The following is a 17,195-nucleotide window of genomic DNA, read 5'->3' on the forward strand; positions in this document are numbered from 1 at the left end:
GCGGGACTCCCGGCGCGCCGGGTTATCGTCGTGCCCGGACGTGCCGGCCAGTCCTGCTGAGACGGCGCGCTTCTGTTCGCGCGGACGGATTGGCAGGCTGTGGACGTGGCCCGGAACAAACCGGTGACCTTCGCGGTCGCGGTGGTCGCGCTCCTCGTCGTCACGGGCTCCGCGGTGCTGCTGTGCGGCACGTCCAACGGTGCGCTGTCCGCCGACCAGTACGTCAGCGAGCTCGACCAGGTGCTCACCGGCCCGAAGACGCCGAGCGTCGTCATCCGGTGCGGTGCGAACGAGGACCGCCACCTCAACGCGGACAACCCCGTCGTCTCACCCGGCATCCCGTTCGGCGCTCACCACACGCACGAGTACGTCGGCAACAGGTCGGCGGACGCCAAGTCGACCGACGAGTCGCTCGCGGCCGCGACCACCACGTGCGAGAACGACGACCTCTCGACCTACTACTGGCCCGTGCTGCGCCTGACCGACGGCGTCGGGCACGACGAGCACGCGGACGGCGGCGGCCTGCACGGCAACACCGGTGAGGTGCTCCGGCCGAAGAGCGTGGAGATCCGGTACGACGGCAGCCCGGTGAGCAACGTCCTGCCGATGCCCCGGTTCCTGCGCCTGATCACCGGTGATCCGTCGGCGTTCTCCAACGACTACGGCCCGAACACGCGCGCCCGGTGGGGCTGCTCGGACCGGCCGGACCGCTACACGACGAAGTACCCGTTGTGTGGAAACGCGACCACGTTGCGCAGCTACGACTTCGGCAGCTGCTGGGACGGCAACAACACCGACAGCGCCTCGCACCGCACGCACGTGGTGTTCCCGCTGGCCGGCGGCATGTGCCCGGCCAAGACGTTTCCGATCCCACGCGTGCACGTCACCGTGGGCTACGACATCCCCGCAGGTCGCCCGTTCGCGATCGACAGCTTCGAGGAGGAGCTGCGCGACCCGGCGACGGACCACGCGATGTACGTCAACGCAATGCCGGAGCAGCAGATGGCCGAGTTGGTCGGACATCTCAACCGTTCCCGCTAACATCCGGCATTCCAATTTTTCGTTGAAAAGCCGTTGAACCGAAGCTCTCTGTCGCTCGTGTGTCGGCTGAGGTCTTGAACAGGACGCCCGCAGAGGTGTTCGCGGGCGGGGAGGAGTGGGTGGATGGCGGCTTTGTTCTCCCGCAAACGGGAGGCCGCGGCCGACGAGGCACTGATCCGATCGCTCTACGAGGAGCACGGCCGTGCGCTGCTGGCGTACGCGACGCGGCTCACCGGCGATCGGGCGGCTGCCGAGGACGTGGTCCAGGAGACCCTGGTCCGAGCTTGGCGCCATCCCGACGCCCTCGTGAACGGCAAGGGATCGGTGCGTGGCTGGCTGCTGACGGTGGCGCGCAACATCGTCACCGACAGGGTTCGTGCGAAGGCCGCGCGTCCTCAGGAGGTGGCGGAGTCTCCGGCGACGCCACCGATCGAGCGCGACCACGCTGACCAGGTCGTCGACTCGGTCGTGGTACTCGAAGCGCTCGACAGGCTGTCCTCCGACCACCGCGACGTGCTGATGGAGATCTACTTCCGCGGCCGGAGCGTGACGGAGGCGGCGGCGGCGCTCGGGGTGCCACCTGGCACAGTGAAATCGAGATCGTATTACGCGTTGCGAGCCTTGAGGGAGACCTTCGGCGGTCAGAAGGTCGCACTGAAGGGGGTGGCCGGATGACCACGCGACACGACCCGCAACTGCTCGGTGCCTACGTTCTCGGGGCACTGGACGAGCAGGAGGTGCGTGAGATGGACGAGCACCTGGCGTCCTGCCCCGACTGCGCACGTGAACTCGGCGAGCTCCGCGACATGGAGGCCTTCCTCGGCGAGGTGCCGCCGGAGGCCATGCTGGACGGGCCGCCCGAGGGCGCCGATCTGTTGTTGCAGCGCACCCTGCGCCAGGTGCGTTCCGAACGGGGCGGCGTCGCACGGCGTCGTCAGTTCGCGCTCGGTGCCGCGGCGGCCGTCGTGGCCGCGGTGGTGCTCGGTGCCGGTGTCTTCGTCGGTAAGGCCACGTCACCCGATGTGACGGCCCTTCCCACCCCGACGGTGGCACCGGACCCGGCGGGCACCAGGCTCGCCACGTTCACCGACCCGCTGACCAAGGCGTCGATGACCGTGAAGGTCGTCCCCGCCGCCGGGTGGGTCCGCACGAACATGGCGATCAACGGCATTCCCGAAGGCGAGAAGTGCCGGATCTTCGTCGTCTCGAAGGACGGCAGCCGCCAGGAGGCGGGCTCCTGGGTGGTGTCCAAGAAGGGCGCCGCCGAGGGCACGAACCTGGACGGTTCCGCGCTGGTCGACCCCAAGGACGTGAAGTCCGTGGTGGTCGAGAACTTCGCGGGCAAGAAGTTCGTCGAGGTGCCGGTGCAGGCGTGACCGAGTGGCCGCTTCCGCTGGTCGGAAGCGGCCACTCCTCTCACGGCCTGAGCACGACTTTCCCCGCCGTGGCACGGGATTCCAGCGCCTCATGGGCTTGGGCGGCGTCCTTCAACGCGAACGGCGGGTTGACCAGCGGCACGAACCGCCCGCTCGCCAGCCCGGCCATCGCCTCGTCCTCCAGCACCCGCAGCCCGCGCCGCATCAGGCCGGGCCCGAGCGCGACGGTCGCGGTGAGACTGTTGGCGAACAACGCCTCCGTGCTGATCGGGGTCGAGGTCCCGGACGCCCACCCGTAGATGATCTGCCGCCCACCGGGCCCCAGCGTCCTCAGCGCCTGGGCCCCCGCCTCACCGCCGACGCCGTCCAGCACCACGGTCATGTCCTTGAGGCCGTCCGCCCAGCCGGGCCGGGTGTAGTCGATGGCGGCGTCCGCCCCGTTGTCCATGACGAGGTCGAGCTTCTCGCCACTGGCGAGCCCGATGACCTGGGCCCCGACGTTGCGCGCCTCCTGCACGAACAACGCGCCCATGCCACCGGCGGCCGACGTCACCAGCACCACGTCGTCCTTCGTGAGCTTCGCGGCGTCCAGCACCCCGACCACCGTCCGCCCGGTGCCGATCATGGCGACGGCGACCTCGAACGACACGTCGTCGGGCAGGCCGTGCAACGCGCTGACGCCGGCGACCGCGAGTTCGGCATAGCCGCCGTTCGCCTGGCCGAGGTGCGCGACGACCCGCCGCCCCAGCCACTCGGCCTCGACCCCGTCCCCGAGCGACGTGACGACCCCGGCGACCTCACGCCCCGGCGTCATCGGGAAGTCGACGGGCCCGAAGCCGCCCTTGCGGATCGTGGTGTCGACCAGGTGCACCCCGGCCGCGGCAACTGTGATCCGCACCTGACCGCTCGCCGGTTCCGGGTCGGGAACCTCCTCGAAGCGCAGGTTCTCCGCCGGGCCGAACTCGTACTGCCGAATCGCGAACATGCCGCCGACGCTAGGAGCTCGACTTAACTGGAGGTCAACAGCCGGAGTGCGCGATCATCACATGCTTGACGCGCGTGTAGTCCTCGAGTCCGTGCATCGACAGGTCCTTGCCGTAACCCGAGGCGCCGAACCCGCCGTGCGGCATCTCGGCCGCGACGAGGCCGTGCGTGTTGACCCAGACGATGCCGAAGTCGAGCCGTGCGGTCAGTGCCGCGGCCCGGCCCGTGTCGCGGGTCCACACCGAGGACGCGAGTCCTTGCGGAACCCCGTTGGCCAGAGCGATCGCCTCGTCATCGGAACCGAAGGTCTGCACGGTGATCAGCGGCGCGAACGCCTCCTCCTGGACCAGTTCGTCGTCCTGCGCGAGGCCGGACACGACGGTGGGCTCCAGGAAGAAGCCCTCGGAGCCGTGCCGCTTCCCTCCACAATGGACGGTGCCGGACGTGCGGGACAGCAGGCCGAGCACGCGGTCCAGCTGGGCCTGGCTGTTCAACGGCCCGAAGTCGCTGCCGGGAACCTGCGACGATGCGGCTTTCACCAGTGCGGCAACGAACTCGTCGTGCACGGCCGAGTGCACCAGCACGCGTGACGCGGCCGTGCAGTCCTGGCCCGCGTTGTAGAACGCCGCGCCCACAACGCCTTCCGCTGCGGCGACGACGTCCACGTCGTCGAACACCAGGACCGGCGCGTTGCCGCCGAGTTCGAGGTGCGTGCGCTTCACCGTCGCCGCGGCGCTACGGGCCACCTCGACGCCGGCCCGGGTGGAACCGGTCAGCGACACCATGGCGGGCACGGGGTGCTCGACGAGCAGCCGGCCGGTGTCGCGGTCGCCCAGCACGACGTTGAACACGCCCGCCGGGAGAACGGAAGCGGCGAGTGTGGCCAGCAGCACGGCGGACGACGGCGTGGTGTCGGCCGGCTTCAACACCACCGTGTTGCCCGCCGCCAGGGCCGGGGCGATCTTCCACACGGCCATCATCAGCGGGTAGTTCCACGGCGTGATCTGCGCGATCACGCCGACCGCCTCACGCCGCTGGTACGAGGTGTGGCCGGGCACGTACTCACCCGCGGCGGCGGTGCCCAAAGCCCTTGCCGCACCGGCGAAGAACCGGATCTGGTCCACGCACTGCGGGATCTCCTCGTCCAGCAGGACCGAGCGGATCTTGCCGGTCTCGCGGACCTCCGCACCGGCGACGGCCTCGGCGTTCGCTTCGAGGAGGTCGGCGAGCTTCAGCAACGCCAGCTGACGTTCGCCGGGCGTGGTGCGCGACCAGGCGGGGAAGGCCGCCTCGGCGGCACGCACCGCCGCGTCGACCTCGGCGGCCCGGGAGACGACCGCGCGGCCGAACTCCTCGCCCGTGGCGGGATCGATGAGCGGTGAGGTCTCTTCAGCGGCGGCGGAGGTGCCGTTGACGAAGTTCGCGACGATCACGTGTGCTCCAGGTGCGTGGGGGCGAACATGCGCAACACCGCGGGCAGCACGACCACGTGCGGGCCGTCCCCGGCGAACGCCTTGGCGAGGTCCTCGCGCAGCGACTCGGGTGTGCTGAGGGTGGCGGGCACCCCGAACGCCCCGGCGAGTGCCACGAAGTCCGGGCGGGCCAGTTCGGTGGCGGTGGCCTGGCCGAACGCGTCGGTCATGTACTCGCGCAGGATGCCGTAGCCGCCGTCGTCGACGATCAGCCACACGACCCGCGACCCGTGCTGCGCGGCCGTCGCGAGCTCCGAGATCCCGTACATCGCGCCGCCGTCACCGGACACCGCGAGCACCGGCCCGTCGACGGCCGCCGCGACCCCGAGCGCGGCCGGGAAGCCGTAGCCGAGCCCGCCGGAGCCCTGGGCGGAGAACTGCGCGCCACCCCGCGGATCCCAGGCCGACCAGGCCCAGTACGCCAGGATCGTCATGTCCCAGCAGGTCGGCGTGCCGTCCGGAACCGCCGCCCGCAGCGCGGCGAGCACCTGCCACTCCAGGTCGAGCTCCTGCTCCGAGAACCGTTCCCGCACGCTCGCCAGCAGCCCCAGCACCCGTTGCTCCGCGGCACCGTCCACCGCGCGGGCCGTCACGCCGGAAGCCAACGCCCGCAAGGCATGCCGGGCGTCGGCGTGGATGCCGAGCGCGGGGTAGTTCGACTCCAGCTTGCCGAGGTCGGCCTCGATCTGGACCACGGCGCCGCGCGGCCGGAACGTCCGGTAGTTGCTCGACAGCTCACCCAGCCCCGATCCGACGACGAGCAGCACGTCCGCGTCGGCGAGGAACTCCGTGGTGTGCCAGTCCTCCAGCCACGACTGCGCGGAAAGCGGGTGCTCCCAGGGGAAGTTGCCCTTGCCGCCGAACGTCGACACGACCGGCGCCCGCAGCTTCTCCGCCAGCTCCAGCAGTTCGGCCGACGCACCGATCGCGCCGCCACCGGCCAGGATCACCGGCCGGTCGGCGCCGTTCAGCAGCCGCACGGCCTCCTCGACCAGTTCGGCCCGCGGGTGCAGTTCGCGCGGCGACCAGGCCACCGACGTCACGGGCGGCACGGAGGCGGGCCCGAGCAGCACGTCCTGCGGGATCTCCACCCACACCGGCCCGAACGGCGCGGTCAGCGCGATCTCCCACGCCTCGGCCAGCGCCGACGGGATCTGGGACGCGTGCCGGACGACCCGCGCGTGCTTGACCACGTCGCGGAACGAGGCCAGCTGATCGGTCAGCTCGTGCAGGTACCCGCCCCGCACGCCACCGAGGCCGGCCGAGGGGATCTGGGACGAGATGCCCAGCACCGGCGCCGACCCGGCGGCCGATTCCTGCAGCCCGGCAAGGGTTTGCAGCGCGCCGGGCCCGGTCGACACCAGCAGCGGCGTCACCGAACCGGTGATCCGCGCGTGACCGTCGGCGGCGAACGCGGCGTTGACCTCGGTCCGCGAACCCACGTACCGCAGTTCGGACCGGCGCAGGGCGTCGAACAGGCCCAGGGCGTGCTGACCGGGGATGCCGAACACCGTGTGCGCGCCGAGCGCCTCCAGCGTTTCGACCACGACGTCACCGCCGTTGCGAGTCACTGCCCCTCCTTCAACGCCAACAGGCCCACCAGGTCATAAGCTACGTGCGAGGCTGCCACAGAGGTGATGTCCGCGTGGTCGTAGGCGGGCGCCACCTCCACGACGTCGGCGCCCACCAAATTCAGCCCGCGCAACCCGCGCACGATCTCCAGCAGCTCGCGCGACGTCATCCCGCCCGCCTCGGGCGTTCCGGTGCCGGGGGCGTGCGCCGGGTCCAGCACGTCGATGTCGATCGACACGTACAGCGGGCGCGACCCGATCCGCTGCCGCAGCGCGTCCACAGTTTCGTCCACGCCCCGCCGCATCACGTCCGACGACGTCACGATGCCGAACCCGAGCCGCCGGTCGTCCTCCAGGTCCTTCTTGCCGTACAACGGTCCGCGCGTGCCGACGTGCGAGATCGCCTCGGTGTCGAGGATCCCGTCCTCGACCGCCCGCCGGAACGGCGTCCCGTGCGTGTACGGCTCGCCGAAGTAGGTGTCCCACGTGTCGAGGTGCGCGTCGAAGTGCAGCAGCGCCACCGGCCCGTGGATCCGCGACACCGCCCGCAGCAACGGAAGCGCGATCGTGTGGTCACCGCCGATGGTGACCAGCCGCGTGCCGTCACGCTGCAGATCGGAAGAAGCCTGCTCGATCGTCTCGATGGCCTCGCCGATGTGGAACGGGTTGACCGCGATGTCCCCGCCGTCCACGACCTGCAGGCGTTCGAACGGCGACACGTCGAGGCCGGGGTTGTAGGGGCGCAGCAGCCGGGACGCCTCCCGCACGGCCGCGGGCGCGAACCGCGCGCCCGGCCGGTACGAGACGCCGGTGTCGAACGGGACTCCCACCACCGCGACGTCCGCGTGCGCCACCTGGTCGAGGCGCGGCAGCCGGGCGAAGGTCGCCGGGCCCGCGTAACGCGGGACCCGCGAGGAGTCGACGGGGCCGATCATGCGTTCACCAGTTCTTCTTCGGTCGCGTCACCGGCCACCCGGCGGTCCCACGTCGCGAGCACCGCCGGATCCGTGGCAGGGGTGGCGAGACTGACCACGACGTACGTCACGAAGGACGCGCCGAGGCTGTAGTAGATGGCTTCGTTGGCGTACACGTCCACGAACACCATGAACCCGATCGCCGTCAGCGAGCCGACCGCCATCGACGCCATCGCGCCGAGCCGGGTGCCGCGCTTCCACACCAGACCGCCGATGATCGCGACCAGCAGCCCGCCGACGAGGATGTTGTAGGCGACGGTCAGCGCGGCCACGACGTCGTTGAGCGCCACCGCGATGGCGATCGCGACGACACCGATCACGAGCGTGAACATCCGGTTGTTGTGGACGTCGGAATCGGTCTTCCTGCGCCAGATGTCGTTGGACGCCACCGTGGCGCAGGCGATGAGGGCACCGGACGAGGTCGACATCATCGCGGCCAGCGCGGCGGCGAGCACGAGTCCGCGCACACCGGTGGGCAGCAGGTTCTCCACGATCGTCGCGAACGCCTCGTCCTTGTTCGCGATGTCGGGGTACAGCGCCTTGCCCGCGAGGCCGATCAACGCGCCCGCGACCGCGTAGACGAGGCAGTAGAGGCCGGACGTGATGCCGCCCCACGTCGCGACCTCCGGCGACTTGGCGGTGAACACGCGCTGCCAGATGTCCTGGCCGATCAGCAGGCCGAACACGTAGATCAGCAGGTACGTGATGATCGTGCTGACGCCGATGTTGCCGACCTCGAACATCGCCGGGTCGCCCAGCCGCGCCTGGATGCCGTCGAAGCCGCCCGCGGTGGCGAGGCTGATCGGCAGCAGCAGGAACAGGATGCCGACCGTCTTCACGACGAACTGCACGATGTCGGTGAGCGTGATCGACCACATGCCGCCGAGAACGCTGTACAGCACCACGATGCCGCCACCGATGATCACGCCGACGGACTTCGGCAGTCCGAAGAGGACGTTGAAGATGGTGGAGTACGCGATCGTGGACGTGACGGTGAGCATCAGCGTGTACGCCGCCATCACCAGGCCGGAGACCATGCTGGAGTTGCCGCCGTAGCGGAGGTCGAGCATCTGGGAGACGGTGTAGACCTTCAACCGGACGATCCGGCGCGCGAAGAGCGCGCTGAGCAACAGGATGCCGAGCCCGATCGCGAAGACCATCCAGGCGCCGGAGACGCCGTACTTGTAGCCGAGCCCGACACCACCGATGGTCGACGCTCCGCCGAGCACGACGGCCGACATGGTGCCGGAGTACATCGTGAAGCCGAGCCTGCGTCCGGCGACCAGGTACTCGCTCTTGCTGGTGGCGCGGCGCATGCCCCACCAGCCCATGCCGATCATGCCGAGCACGTAGGCGGCGATCACCGCGTAGTCGAGAGCCACTGTCGGACCTCCTTGGGTTGCAGGTCACAGTAGGAACGCGGGCTGGCGCCGGTAAGTGGTCGTTGTGCACAATCCTGTGCTTATGGTTGTGCAGACCGTCCCGCTGAAGGATCTCGTGGCCCGAGTCGACCTCGGGCTGACCGTCCTGTGTGGAGCCGGCGCGCTGCACCGGCCGGTCCGCTGGGCGCACGTGTCCGAACTGGAGGACCCGACGCCGTACCTGGTCGGCGAGGAGCTGCTGCTCACGGCCGGCGTGCGGTTCCCGTCCGACGTGCCCGCGTACGTCGCCGGGCTGGTGTCCTCCGGCGTCTCGGCGATCGGCTTCGGTATCGAGCCGGAGTTCCCGACGGTGCCGTCGTCGCTGGTGGAGGCCTGTGAGGCGCAGGGGATGCCGCTGCTGGAGGTGCCGCCGTCGACGCCGTTCCTGGCGGTCTCGCAGGCACTCGGCGCGTTGCTCGCGGAGATCGCCGTGCGGGAGCAGCGGATGCTCGCCGACAGCCAGCGCGTGCTGACCCGTGCCGCGACCCGCGTCCGTCCCGTCGAGTCGGTGCTGACGACCCTCGCCGTGGTGCTGAACTGCCGGGCCGACCTGGTGGATCCGGCATCGGCGCCCGAGGACGTCGCCTCGCTCGCCGCGCGGGTGTCCTCCGGCCGGGGACCCCGTTCGGCCTCGGCCCAGGTGGGTGAGGACCACGTGACGTTCGATCCCGTCGAGTCCGCCGTGCTGGTCGTGCGGCGGGTGACACCGCTGTCGCCTGCCGAACGGGCTGTCGTCGCGGTGGCGCTCGCGTTGCTCGGGCTGTTGCGCCGGGACCTGGAGAGCGAACGCGGCCAGGTCGCCCGGCTCGCTGCCTCGGCCGTGCTGCGGTCGCAGGTGTCCGGGGTGGAGAAGGTCCTCGGTCCCGGCCCCTACCGTGTGGTGGCGGGGGAGTCGCGCGCCGACTACGACGTGCTGGCACAGCGGTACGGGCCGCTGGTTTCCGTGCTGGACGGCGGTTTCCTGGCGCTGGTGGCTTCGGGGGTGGAGGTGTCGGGACCGGTCGGGGTCTCGTCGCCGGTCGCGGAGACCGGTGTGGAGCGCGCCGTGGACGAGGCCTCGGCGTTGCTCGCCAGGGCCCTGGCCACCGGCGAGCCCGCCTACCCGGCGGCCGACCTGGCCTCCCTGGTGGACCCGGTCGCGGCCAGGGAGTTCGCCCGCCGTCAGCTGGCACCGCTCCTCGGGCGCCCCGAACTGATCGGCACGCTGAGGGTCTGGCTCGCCCAGCACGGCGGCTGGGACCGGGCCGCGACGGTGCTCGGCGTGCACCGCAACAGCGTCCGGCACCGGATCTCGCACGTCGAACGGCTGCTCGATCGTGATCTTGGAACGGCCGACGCGCGGGCCGCCCTGTGGCTTGCTCTGACGTGGCTCGATTAATTCCTTTGCGGCGGGTGTGCGCTCTCGGTCATCATTGTTCACATGATCCGAGCAGATGAATGGGCCGGGGCGCCCTCCAAGCTGTGACCTGCTAGTTCACTTTCTTCTATTTTGGCGAGCATTTGTGTATCAATGCTCGTTTCAGGCGTGTTCGTCCAGTGGTCAGGACGTCGGATTCTCAATCCGGAAACACGGGTTCGATCCCCGTACGCGCTACGTGGCCCGGTCTTCGTGGGGTGGACCGGGCCCTCCCGCGAGAGAGTCCATGTCAGACGGACCCAAAGAATCTTCGGAAACTTCGCCCGAATGGTCTAGGCGCCAGTTACGCTCTGCGAATGGCTGCGGTCCCCGCCTTCGCACGCTACGAGGTCGACGTACGTCGGCCGAACGCCGCGCGTATCCATGACTTCTACCTCGGCGGCGCGCACAACTACGCCGCAGACCGTGCGTTCGCCAAGCAGGCGGTCCGGATCGACCCGGAACTGCCGCTCGTGACACGGGCTCAGCGAACGTTCCTGCGCCACGCCGTCCGCCACTGCTGGGCGGCGGGCGTGCGCCAGTTCCTCGACCTCGGCTCGGGCATCCCGACATGCGGCGCCACGCACCAGACGCTGCCCGACGCCAGGGTCGTCTACGTGGACACGGACCCGGTGACGGTCGCGTTCTCCCGTGGACTGCTGCGCGGCGAACCGCGGGCGTGCGCGATCGAGGCGGACCTGCGCCGCCCGGACCAGGTGCTGCGGCATCCCGGCGTGCTGTCCCATTTCGACCTGCGCGAGCCGTACGCGGTCCTGATGGTCGACGTCCTGAGGTACGTCGACGACGCCACCGGACCGGGCCGCGTCGTGCGCCGCTACCGGCACGCACTGCCGGCCGGCGGGTTCCTCGTGGTGTCGCACCCGACGCCGGTGGAGCAGCTCATGGAGGGCCTGACGATCGAGGCGCCGGCCGTGGTGCCGGGCGCATACGCGGGCATCGGCCGCAAGGGGCACAACTAGTTCCAGGCGTTTGGTCAATGTGTGCCCGGGGTAGTCCGCCGAGCGACAAGACGGAGCCTGGAGGGCGTCATGACCCACCGCATCAAGATCGCCGGCCTTCAGCCGGTGCAGGTGCTGGCCGGACTGGCCGGCATCGCGTTCATCGTGTTCGGCATCGTGGGCTTCACCCGCACCGGGATCGGCGACTGGGCAGCCAACTCGTTCGTGCTCGGGTTCTCGGTGAACCCGTTGCACAACCTGGTGATCGTGGCCGTCGGCGTGCTCGGTCTGCTCACGGCTCTCGGTTCTGGCCTCGCGCGGCTGTACGGCTGGCTGCTGTTCGCCGGCTTCGGAGCGCTCTTCGTGTGGGACCTGATGATCACGGGGATCCTCGCTCAGAACCCGGCCGAGCGGTTCGGCAACCCGTTGGCGGTCAACGTCAACGACAACTGGCTGCATCTCGGCATCGCGCTGTTCGGTCTGCTGCTCGCGGTCATGCCCGCGCGCCGCAAGCTGGTCGAGGACGAGGAGCCGGTGCTGCCGGAGCCCCGCTCGGAGGCGTTCCGCGATGAGCGGGACGGGTCGCCGCGCATCGAGCAGATGGACCCGACGGTCAGCACCTCGCCGATCACCAAGCCCATCCCGGCCGCGCAGCGGCGCGAGGAACCGATCACCCACGAGCAGGCGGTGGTCGATCCCAAGACGGAGCGGATGAACAAGAACAGGATCAAGCACTGACCTGGTCCGAAACAGACGCGCCGTGAGAGGCCCACATGCGGCTCTCACGGCGCGTCTGTTTCGATGTCGCGATGCCTTCCGAGTTGCTGACCGACGAAGTGCTGATCACGTGGGGGACGGCGGCCGCCGCGTTCCTGGCCGTCGCGTTGCACGGGATCTGGCGGGTCACCCGCAACGTCATCACCATCGCCCACGAGGGCGGGCACGCCCTGCTGGCCGTGCTGACCGGACGGCGGCTGAGCGGGATCAAACTGCACTCCGACACGTCCGGGCTCACCGTGTCGCGCGGCAAGCCCCGCGGGCCGGGCATGGTGCTGACCGCGGTGGCCGGGTACGTCGCGCCGTCCCTGCTCGGGTTCGGCGCGGCCGTGCTGATCACCAACGAGCAGATCCAGCTGATGCTGTGGATCAGCATCGCGTTCCTCGCCGCGATGCTCATCATGATCCGCAACGTGTTCGGCGTGCTGTCCATCATCGTCACGGGCGGGGTGTTCTTCTTCGTCTCGTTCTATGCCTCCGTCGAGGTCCGGGACGCGGCCGCCTACGTGTTCGCCTGGTTCCTGTTGCTGGGCGGGGTCCGGCCCGTGTGGGAGCTGCAGGTCAAGCGGTGGCGGCGGCAGGCCCCCCGGTCGGACGCCGACCAGCTCGCGTGGCTGACCGGGGTGCCGGCACTGGGCTGGGTGACGTTCTTCGGGGCGATCAGCGTCGCCGCGCTCGTCGGTGGCGGGGCGTTGTTGCTCGGGCGGTGGTGAACGCGCTTTGCCGCGGGTGAAATACTCGGGGGAACAAGCCGGCGGTCGAGAGGTGGGTTCAGTGCTGCGTGGGGATGTCGGGCTCGAACTGGGCCAGCGGGTCGCGCGGGCGTTGCGCGTCGCCCTGGACGTGGACATCACCGCCGGGGAAGCGCTGATCCGACCGTCCAACCGAGACGGTGCCGACTACCAGTGCAACGTCGCGATGAGCCTCGCGAAGAAGGTCGGCAGGACCCCGCGCGAGGTCGCCTCCCTCATCGTGGAGCACCTGGACGCCGGGGACGCGATCGAGACGCCGGAGATTGCCGGCCCCGGCTTCATCAACCTGAGGCTGCGCCGCGAGTGGCTGGAGGCCGAGGCCGCGAAGCTGCTCTCCGACGACCGCCTCGGGGTGCCCGAGACCGAGGAGCCCCGGCGGATCGCGATCGACTACAGCAGCCCCAACGTGGCCAAGGAGATGCACGTCGGGCACCTGCGGTCGACGATCATCGGCGACGCGTTCTGCCGGCTGCTGACCTTCGCCGGGCACGAGGTCATCCCGCACAACCACCTCGGTGACTGGGGCACCCCGTTCGGCATGCTCATCGAGCACCTGACCGACGAGGGCCACGGCGCCGACCACGAGATCAGCGACCTCAACGCGTTCTACCAGCAGGCGCGCCAGAAGTTCGACAACGAGCCGGGTTTCGCCGACCGCGCGCGGCGCCGGGTGGTGCTGCTGCAGGGCGGCGACGAGGCGACGCTGGCGCTGTGGCACGAGCTGGTGGGCGAGTCGCAGCGGCACTTCAACCAGGTCTACGAACTGCTCGGCATCGGCCTGACGGCCGGCGACAACTACGGCGAGAGCTTCTACAACCCGTACCTCGCGGACACCATCACCGAGTTGCAGCAGAAGGGTCTCATCGAGACCAGCGACGGCGCGCTGTGCGTGTTCCCGCCGGGGTTCACCAACCGTGAGGGCGACCGGCTGCCGCTGATCGTGCGCAAGAGCGACGGCGGCTACGGCTACGCCACCACCGACTTCGCGACCGTGCGGTACTGGGTGCGGGAGCGCAAGGTCGACGACCTGATCTACGTCGTCGGCACGCCGCAGGCCCAGCACTTCCAGATGATCTTCGCCACCTCGAAGCAGGCCGGGTGGCTCGACGACGCGCACACCGCCGTGCACACCGGGTTCGGCACGATCCTCGGGGCCGACGGCAAGACGATCCGGACGCGGGCAGGCGGCACGATCAAGCTGATCGACCTCCTCACCGAGGCCGTCGAGAACTCCTACCAGGTGATGCCGGAATCCTCCGATGTGGAGGGTGCGGAGAAGGACGCTCTCGCCCGCACGCTCGGACTCGGCGCGGTGAAGTACGCGGACCTCTCCAACGACCGGGAGAAGGACTACGTCTTCACCTGGGAGAAGATGCTCGCCAAGACCGGCGACACGTCGGTGTACATCCAGTACGCGAACGCGCGCATCCTGTCGATCATCCGCAAGGTCGGCCGTGAGGCGCCCCAGGACGCGCCGCTGGTGCTGCGGGAGCAGGCCGAGCGAGACCTCGCGTTGAAGCTGCTGCAGCTGCCCACAGCCATCCAGGCGGCCATCGACGAGCTCGCGCCGCACAAGCTCACGACCTACCTGTTCGAGACGGCGACGGCGCTCTCCACCTTCTACAACCACTGCCCGGTGCTGACGGCGGAGACCCAGGAGTTGCAGGATTCGCGCCTGCACCTGCTCACGCTGACGTCACGGGTGCTCACGCTGGGCCTGTCGCTGCTGGGGATCGGCGCACCCGAACGGCTGTAACAGGTTTATCCCTGGTCAGGCCACGGGTACGCAGTGATCGCAACTCTTTCCCCTAGTTCCCAGGGAGTCGCGATGACCTGCACCACCCGTCTGCCCAAGCCGGTCACCGAGGTCTGGGACTGGCAGATGGACGGCCTGTGCCGCGGTGAGAACAGTGCGATCTTCTTCCACCCCGACAACGAGCGCGGCTACGCGCGAGCGGCCCGTGAGGACAAGGCGAAGGCGATCTGCGGGAACTGCCCGGTGCTCGAACGATGCCGTGCCCACGCGCTCGAGGCCCAGGAGCCGTACGGCGTGTGGGGTGGGATGGGGGAGGACGAACGGCGCCAGATCGTCAACGCGGCCCGGCGCCGTGTTCGTGCCTACTCCTCCAGCACGTCCCGCAGCTGACGCAACGTCTTCGCGAGCAGGCGCGAGACGTGCATCTGGGAGATGCCGACCTTCTGTGCGATCTGGGTCTGGGTCATGTTGCCGAAGAAGCGCATGACCACGATCTTGCGTTCGCGCTCCGGCAACTTCTCCAGCAACGGGTGCAGTGCCTCGCGTTGCTCGATCATCGCGATCTCAGGGTCTTCCTCGCCGATGGTCGAGCCCAGCGAGATCGACGAGTCCTCCGACATCAGCATGTCGTCCAGGGACGCGCTCTGGTAAGCGTTTCCGGCCGCGAGTCCTTCGTGGATCTCCTCGCGCGACAGGCCGAGGTGCTCGGCCAGTTCCGACGGCGTCGGGGCACGACCGAGTGACTGGGCCAGCCGCGAGGTACCCGCGTTGATCGCCAGGTGCAGCTCCTTGAGCCGCCTCGGCATCCGCACCGACCAGCTGGAGTCGCGGAAGTACTTCCGGACCTCACCCATGATCGTCGGCACCGCGAACGACAGGAAGTCGCTGCCGCGTTCGGGGTCGAACCTGTCGACCGCGTTGATCAGACCGACCGTCGCGACCTGCACCAGGTCCTCGTGCGGTTCGCCGCGGTGGCCGAATCTGCGGGCGATGTGCTGGGCGACCGGGAGGTGCTCGGTGACGAGCCTGTCCCGCAACGTCTCGCGCGCCGGGCCTTCAGGGGTTCCCGAGAGCTCGGCGAACAACGGCGCCAGGTGGTCGTAATCACCCGACCGCGTCTTCTTCTTCTCCTCGGTCCTGGTCGCCTCTTCCGATCCGGTCACGCATCCACCGCCCCTGCCGTGGACTTCACGAGGTTGATATGGACCAGGAACCCTTCGACCTCCTCGACTCGCGTCTGCACGGAGTCGACGAGCGCGGTCAGCACCCGCCAGCCGAAGCTGGCCTCGTCGGGCCCGGCCGCGGACTTCGCGGAGATCTTCGCCGCGACGTGGACGGCACCCTTGTCGTCCACCGCGAAGTGGCAGCTGAGCACGGCGTCCTGCGCCGCCAGCGTGATCAGCGTGGAACAGGTCTCGTCCACGGCGAGCTTCAGGTCCTCGATCGAGTCGAGGTCGAAGTCCTGCCGCATCGCGATGTCCGCCGCGACCGCACGCACGATGGAAAGCTGAGTGGGATCCGCCGCCATCCGGAGCTCGACGCCTGACAGTTGAGTCACAGCCACCTCGTAGTCCGTTCTGCTGGGGGACGGCATGTCGTTGCCGTACCCGAATCGATCTCATTTCACACGTGTACTGACTGGGCGCTCAGGGAAGTCACCTGCTGAAGGCAATCGACCGGAGGAGCGCTGTGCTTGTGCACGAAGATTCTCTGGCCCTCCGCTTCCCGGCGGACGCGCGCGAGGTGGCGCCTGTGCGGCACCAGCTTCGCGAATGGCTGCACGGTGCCGGTTTCGGCGAGGACGAAGCGAGCGATCTGGTCCTCGCGGTCAGCGAGGCGGTCAACAACTCGGTGGAACACGCCTATCCGGGGGCCGCCCGCGGCACCGTGGAGGTGCGTGCCCACCGTGAACCGGACGGCTCCGTCCACGTGGACGTCACCGACCACGGCCAATGGCGCGTGCCGCCTCCAGCGCTGACCATGCGCGGACGAGGTCTCCTGCTCATGCGGGAGAGCGTGGACGACGTCGAGATCCACCGCAGGGCGAGCGGCACGACCGTGCGCCTGCGGCGAGCCCGTTCGCCCGTGCTGCCCATGGCCAGAACGGCGCCCGAATGCGACGTCCAGATCCACGAGACCTCCTCCGGCGTAGTAGCGGTCGTGCGCGGGAACGTGCCCGTCGATGCCGGCCCGTCGCTGCGCCGCACGCTCACCACGGCGGCACGCGGGGGCACCGTGCCGTTGACCGTCGAACTCAGCGGGCTCGGCGTGGAGGAGGGCGGGGTCGAGCAGGCCCTCCACGACGTCGCCGAGGCGCTCACCGCGGCGGGCAACCGACTCGTCGTCCGCAGGCGTTAGGCCAGGGCGGAGTCGACGGAGTCGTGCAGGCTGAAGACCTCGCCGAGCCCGGTCGCCTCCAACGGGCGCGTCACGGCCCGTGCCTTCGCCACGACCTTGAGCGAGGCGTTCTCCTGCTGCGCCAGCTTCGCGGCCTCGACGAGGACGGCGAGTCCGGCGGAACCCAGGAACGTCACACTGGCCATGTCCACGACGAAGACGCCACCGTCGCCGAGACCGTTGATCAGGGCTTCGCGCAACGCGGGCGCGGACACCATGTCGACCTCGCCTGACACGGCGAGCACGGTGACTCCGGGCGCCGGCTGCCGCACGTTCAGCTCGATCTGCTCCGCACGCGGATCCTGCACAGTCACCGAAG

General features: G+C 69.6%; 18 protein-coding genes and 1 tRNA gene. 11 read left to right on the forward strand and 8 right to left on the reverse strand.

Annotated features, from left to right (window positions below; genetic code table 11):
• Nucleotides 1–105 precede the first annotated feature (105 nt).
• The 3 genes from IG04_RS0109950 (at nucleotide 106) to IG04_RS0109960 (ending at nucleotide 2,417) form a co-directional block, all read left to right on the forward strand.
• Nucleotides 106–1,041, forward strand: coding sequence for a DUF1996 domain-containing protein (locus tag IG04_RS0109950; RefSeq protein WP_245816433.1), 936 nt, complete (start codon nucleotides 106–108; stop codon nucleotides 1,039–1,041).
• A 123-nt stretch (nucleotides 1,042–1,164) separates the two neighbouring features.
• Nucleotides 1,165–1,716, forward strand: coding sequence for a sigma-70 family RNA polymerase sigma factor (locus IG04_RS0109955; protein ID WP_030476282.1), 552 nt, complete (start codon nucleotides 1,165–1,167; stop codon nucleotides 1,714–1,716).
• The gene (locus IG04_RS0109960; RefSeq protein WP_030476283.1) at nucleotides 1,713–2,417 is read left to right on the forward strand and encodes an anti-sigma factor family protein; all 705 of its coding nucleotides are present in this window, start codon (nucleotides 1,713–1,715) and stop codon (nucleotides 2,415–2,417) included. The genes IG04_RS0109955 and IG04_RS0109960 overlap by 4 nt, the downstream gene beginning before the upstream one ends.
• Before the next feature lie 40 nt (nucleotides 2,418–2,457).
• Here the strand turns inward: IG04_RS0109960 and IG04_RS0109965 are convergent, their stop codons facing one another.
• Genes IG04_RS0109965 through IG04_RS0109985 form a run of 5 tightly spaced genes read right to left on the reverse strand, consistent with a single transcriptional unit; the run spans nucleotide 2,458 to nucleotide 8,800 of the window.
• Complete coding sequence (locus IG04_RS0109965; protein ID WP_030476284.1) at nucleotides 2,458–3,402, reverse strand: zinc-binding dehydrogenase; 945 nt, start codon at nucleotides 3,400–3,402, stop codon at nucleotides 2,458–2,460.
• Between the two features lie 34 nt (nucleotides 3,403–3,436).
• Nucleotides 3,437–4,834, reverse strand: a complete 1,398-nt coding sequence (locus tag IG04_RS0109970; RefSeq protein ID WP_030476285.1) for an aminobutyraldehyde dehydrogenase — start codon at nucleotides 4,832–4,834, stop codon at nucleotides 3,437–3,439.
• On the reverse strand, nucleotides 4,831–6,444 hold the full coding sequence (locus IG04_RS0109975; protein WP_030476286.1) for a thiamine pyrophosphate-binding protein: 1,614 nt from the start codon (nucleotides 6,442–6,444) through the stop codon (nucleotides 4,831–4,833). Before IG04_RS0109975 ends, IG04_RS0109970 begins: the two co-directional genes overlap by 4 nt.
• Complete coding sequence (gene speB, locus IG04_RS0109980) at nucleotides 6,441–7,379, reverse strand: agmatinase (protein ID WP_030476287.1); 939 nt, start codon at nucleotides 7,377–7,379, stop codon at nucleotides 6,441–6,443. Before speB ends, IG04_RS0109975 begins: the two co-directional genes overlap by 4 nt.
• Nucleotides 7,376–8,800, reverse strand: a complete 1,425-nt coding sequence (locus tag IG04_RS0109985) for a sodium:solute symporter family protein (RefSeq protein ID WP_030476288.1) — start codon at nucleotides 8,798–8,800, stop codon at nucleotides 7,376–7,378. The genes speB and IG04_RS0109985 overlap by 4 nt, the downstream gene beginning before the upstream one ends.
• Nucleotides 8,801–8,882: 82 nt before the next feature.
• On the opposite strand from IG04_RS0109985, the gene IG04_RS0109990 reads away from it, so the two are divergent.
• The 7 genes from IG04_RS0109990 (at nucleotide 8,883) to IG04_RS0110020 (ending at nucleotide 14,869) form a co-directional block, all read left to right on the forward strand.
• The gene (locus tag IG04_RS0109990) at nucleotides 8,883–10,217 is read left to right on the forward strand and encodes a PucR family transcriptional regulator (protein WP_030476289.1); all 1,335 of its coding nucleotides are present in this window, start codon (nucleotides 8,883–8,885) and stop codon (nucleotides 10,215–10,217) included.
• Between the two features lie 144 nt (nucleotides 10,218–10,361).
• Nucleotides 10,362–10,433 (forward strand) — tRNA-Glu (locus tag IG04_RS0109995).
• Between the two features lie 119 nt (nucleotides 10,434–10,552).
• Nucleotides 10,553–11,215: an SAM-dependent methyltransferase gene (locus IG04_RS0110000; RefSeq protein WP_051769452.1), complete on the forward strand. Its 663-nt coding sequence runs from the start codon at nucleotides 10,553–10,555 to the stop codon at nucleotides 11,213–11,215.
• 69 nt (nucleotides 11,216–11,284) lie between these two features.
• Nucleotides 11,285–11,932, forward strand: coding sequence for a DUF4383 domain-containing protein (locus IG04_RS42435; RefSeq protein WP_051769454.1), 648 nt, complete (start codon nucleotides 11,285–11,287; stop codon nucleotides 11,930–11,932).
• A gap of 71 nt (nucleotides 11,933–12,003) precedes the next feature.
• Nucleotides 12,004–12,684 carry a M50 family metallopeptidase gene (locus tag IG04_RS0110010; RefSeq protein ID WP_051769557.1) on the forward strand — a complete coding sequence of 227 codons (681 nt, stop codon included), beginning with the start codon at nucleotides 12,004–12,006 and terminating at the stop codon, nucleotides 12,682–12,684.
• Between the two features lie 61 nt (nucleotides 12,685–12,745).
• Nucleotides 12,746–14,479 carry an arginine--tRNA ligase gene (gene argS / locus IG04_RS0110015; protein ID WP_030476293.1) on the forward strand — a complete coding sequence of 578 codons (1,734 nt, stop codon included), beginning with the start codon at nucleotides 12,746–12,748 and terminating at the stop codon, nucleotides 14,477–14,479.
• 72 nt (nucleotides 14,480–14,551) lie between these two features.
• The gene (locus IG04_RS0110020) at nucleotides 14,552–14,869 is read left to right on the forward strand and encodes a WhiB family transcriptional regulator (RefSeq protein ID WP_036014250.1); all 318 of its coding nucleotides are present in this window, start codon (nucleotides 14,552–14,554) and stop codon (nucleotides 14,867–14,869) included.
• On the opposite strand, the gene IG04_RS0110025 is transcribed toward IG04_RS0110020, so the two are convergent.
• Both IG04_RS0110025 and IG04_RS0110030 read right to left on the reverse strand, forming a co-directional pair.
• Nucleotides 14,842–15,642 (reverse strand): SigB/SigF/SigG family RNA polymerase sigma factor, encoded by an 801-nt coding sequence (locus tag IG04_RS0110025; protein WP_030476295.1) that lies wholly within the window; start codon nucleotides 15,640–15,642, stop codon nucleotides 14,842–14,844. The genes IG04_RS0110020 and IG04_RS0110025 overlap by 28 nt on opposite strands.
• Nucleotides 15,639–16,037, reverse strand: a complete 399-nt coding sequence (locus IG04_RS0110030; RefSeq protein WP_245816434.1) for an ATP-binding protein — start codon at nucleotides 16,035–16,037, stop codon at nucleotides 15,639–15,641. Before IG04_RS0110030 ends, IG04_RS0110025 begins: the two co-directional genes overlap by 4 nt.
• 137 nt (nucleotides 16,038–16,174) lie before the next feature.
• Between IG04_RS0110030 and IG04_RS43855 the strand changes: the two genes are divergently transcribed.
• A complete protein-coding gene (locus tag IG04_RS43855; RefSeq protein ID WP_051769459.1) occupies nucleotides 16,175–16,837 on the forward strand; it encodes an ATP-binding protein in 663 nt (220 codons plus the stop codon).
• Here IG04_RS43855 and IG04_RS47135 read toward each other — a convergent pair.
• Nucleotides 16,834–17,190: an STAS domain-containing protein gene (locus IG04_RS47135; protein ID WP_051769462.1), complete on the reverse strand. Its 357-nt coding sequence runs from the start codon at nucleotides 17,188–17,190 to the stop codon at nucleotides 16,834–16,836. The genes IG04_RS43855 and IG04_RS47135 overlap by 4 nt on opposite strands.
• Nucleotides 17,191–17,195 lie beyond the last annotated feature (5 nt).

Origin of the sequence: Lentzea albidocapillata (assembly GCF_000719115.1) — a bacterium.
GTDB lineage: Bacteria > Actinomycetota > Actinomycetes > Mycobacteriales > Pseudonocardiaceae > Lentzea > Lentzea albidocapillata.

What these genes read in the sequence shown, in the direction of transcription:
- IG04_RS0110000 (WP_051769452.1), top strand. Translation starts at nt 10,553, where the DNA reads ATGGCTGCGGTCCCCGCCTTCGCACGCTACGAGGTCGACGTACGTCGG.
- IG04_RS0110010 (WP_051769557.1), top strand. Translation starts at nt 12,004, where the DNA reads ATGCCTTCCGAGTTGCTGACCGACGAAGTGCTGATCACGTGGGGGACG.
- IG04_RS42435 (WP_051769454.1), top strand. Translation starts at nt 11,285, where the DNA reads ATGACCCACCGCATCAAGATCGCCGGCCTTCAGCCGGTGCAGGTGCTG.
- IG04_RS0110020 (WP_036014250.1), top strand. Translation starts at nt 14,552, where the DNA reads ATGACCTGCACCACCCGTCTGCCCAAGCCGGTCACCGAGGTCTGGGAC.
- IG04_RS0109955 (WP_030476282.1), top strand. Translation starts at nt 1,165, where the DNA reads ATGGCGGCTTTGTTCTCCCGCAAACGGGAGGCCGCGGCCGACGAGGCA.
- speB (WP_030476287.1), bottom strand. Translation starts at nt 7,379, where the DNA reads ATGATCGGCCCCGTCGACTCCTCGCGGGTCCCGCGTTACGCGGGCCCG.
- IG04_RS0109965 (WP_030476284.1), bottom strand. Translation starts at nt 3,402, where the DNA reads ATGTTCGCGATTCGGCAGTACGAGTTCGGCCCGGCGGAGAACCTGCGC.
- IG04_RS0109960 (WP_030476283.1), top strand. Translation starts at nt 1,713, where the DNA reads ATGACCACGCGACACGACCCGCAACTGCTCGGTGCCTACGTTCTCGGG.
- IG04_RS0109990 (WP_030476289.1), top strand. Translation starts at nt 8,883, where the DNA reads ATGGTTGTGCAGACCGTCCCGCTGAAGGATCTCGTGGCCCGAGTCGAC.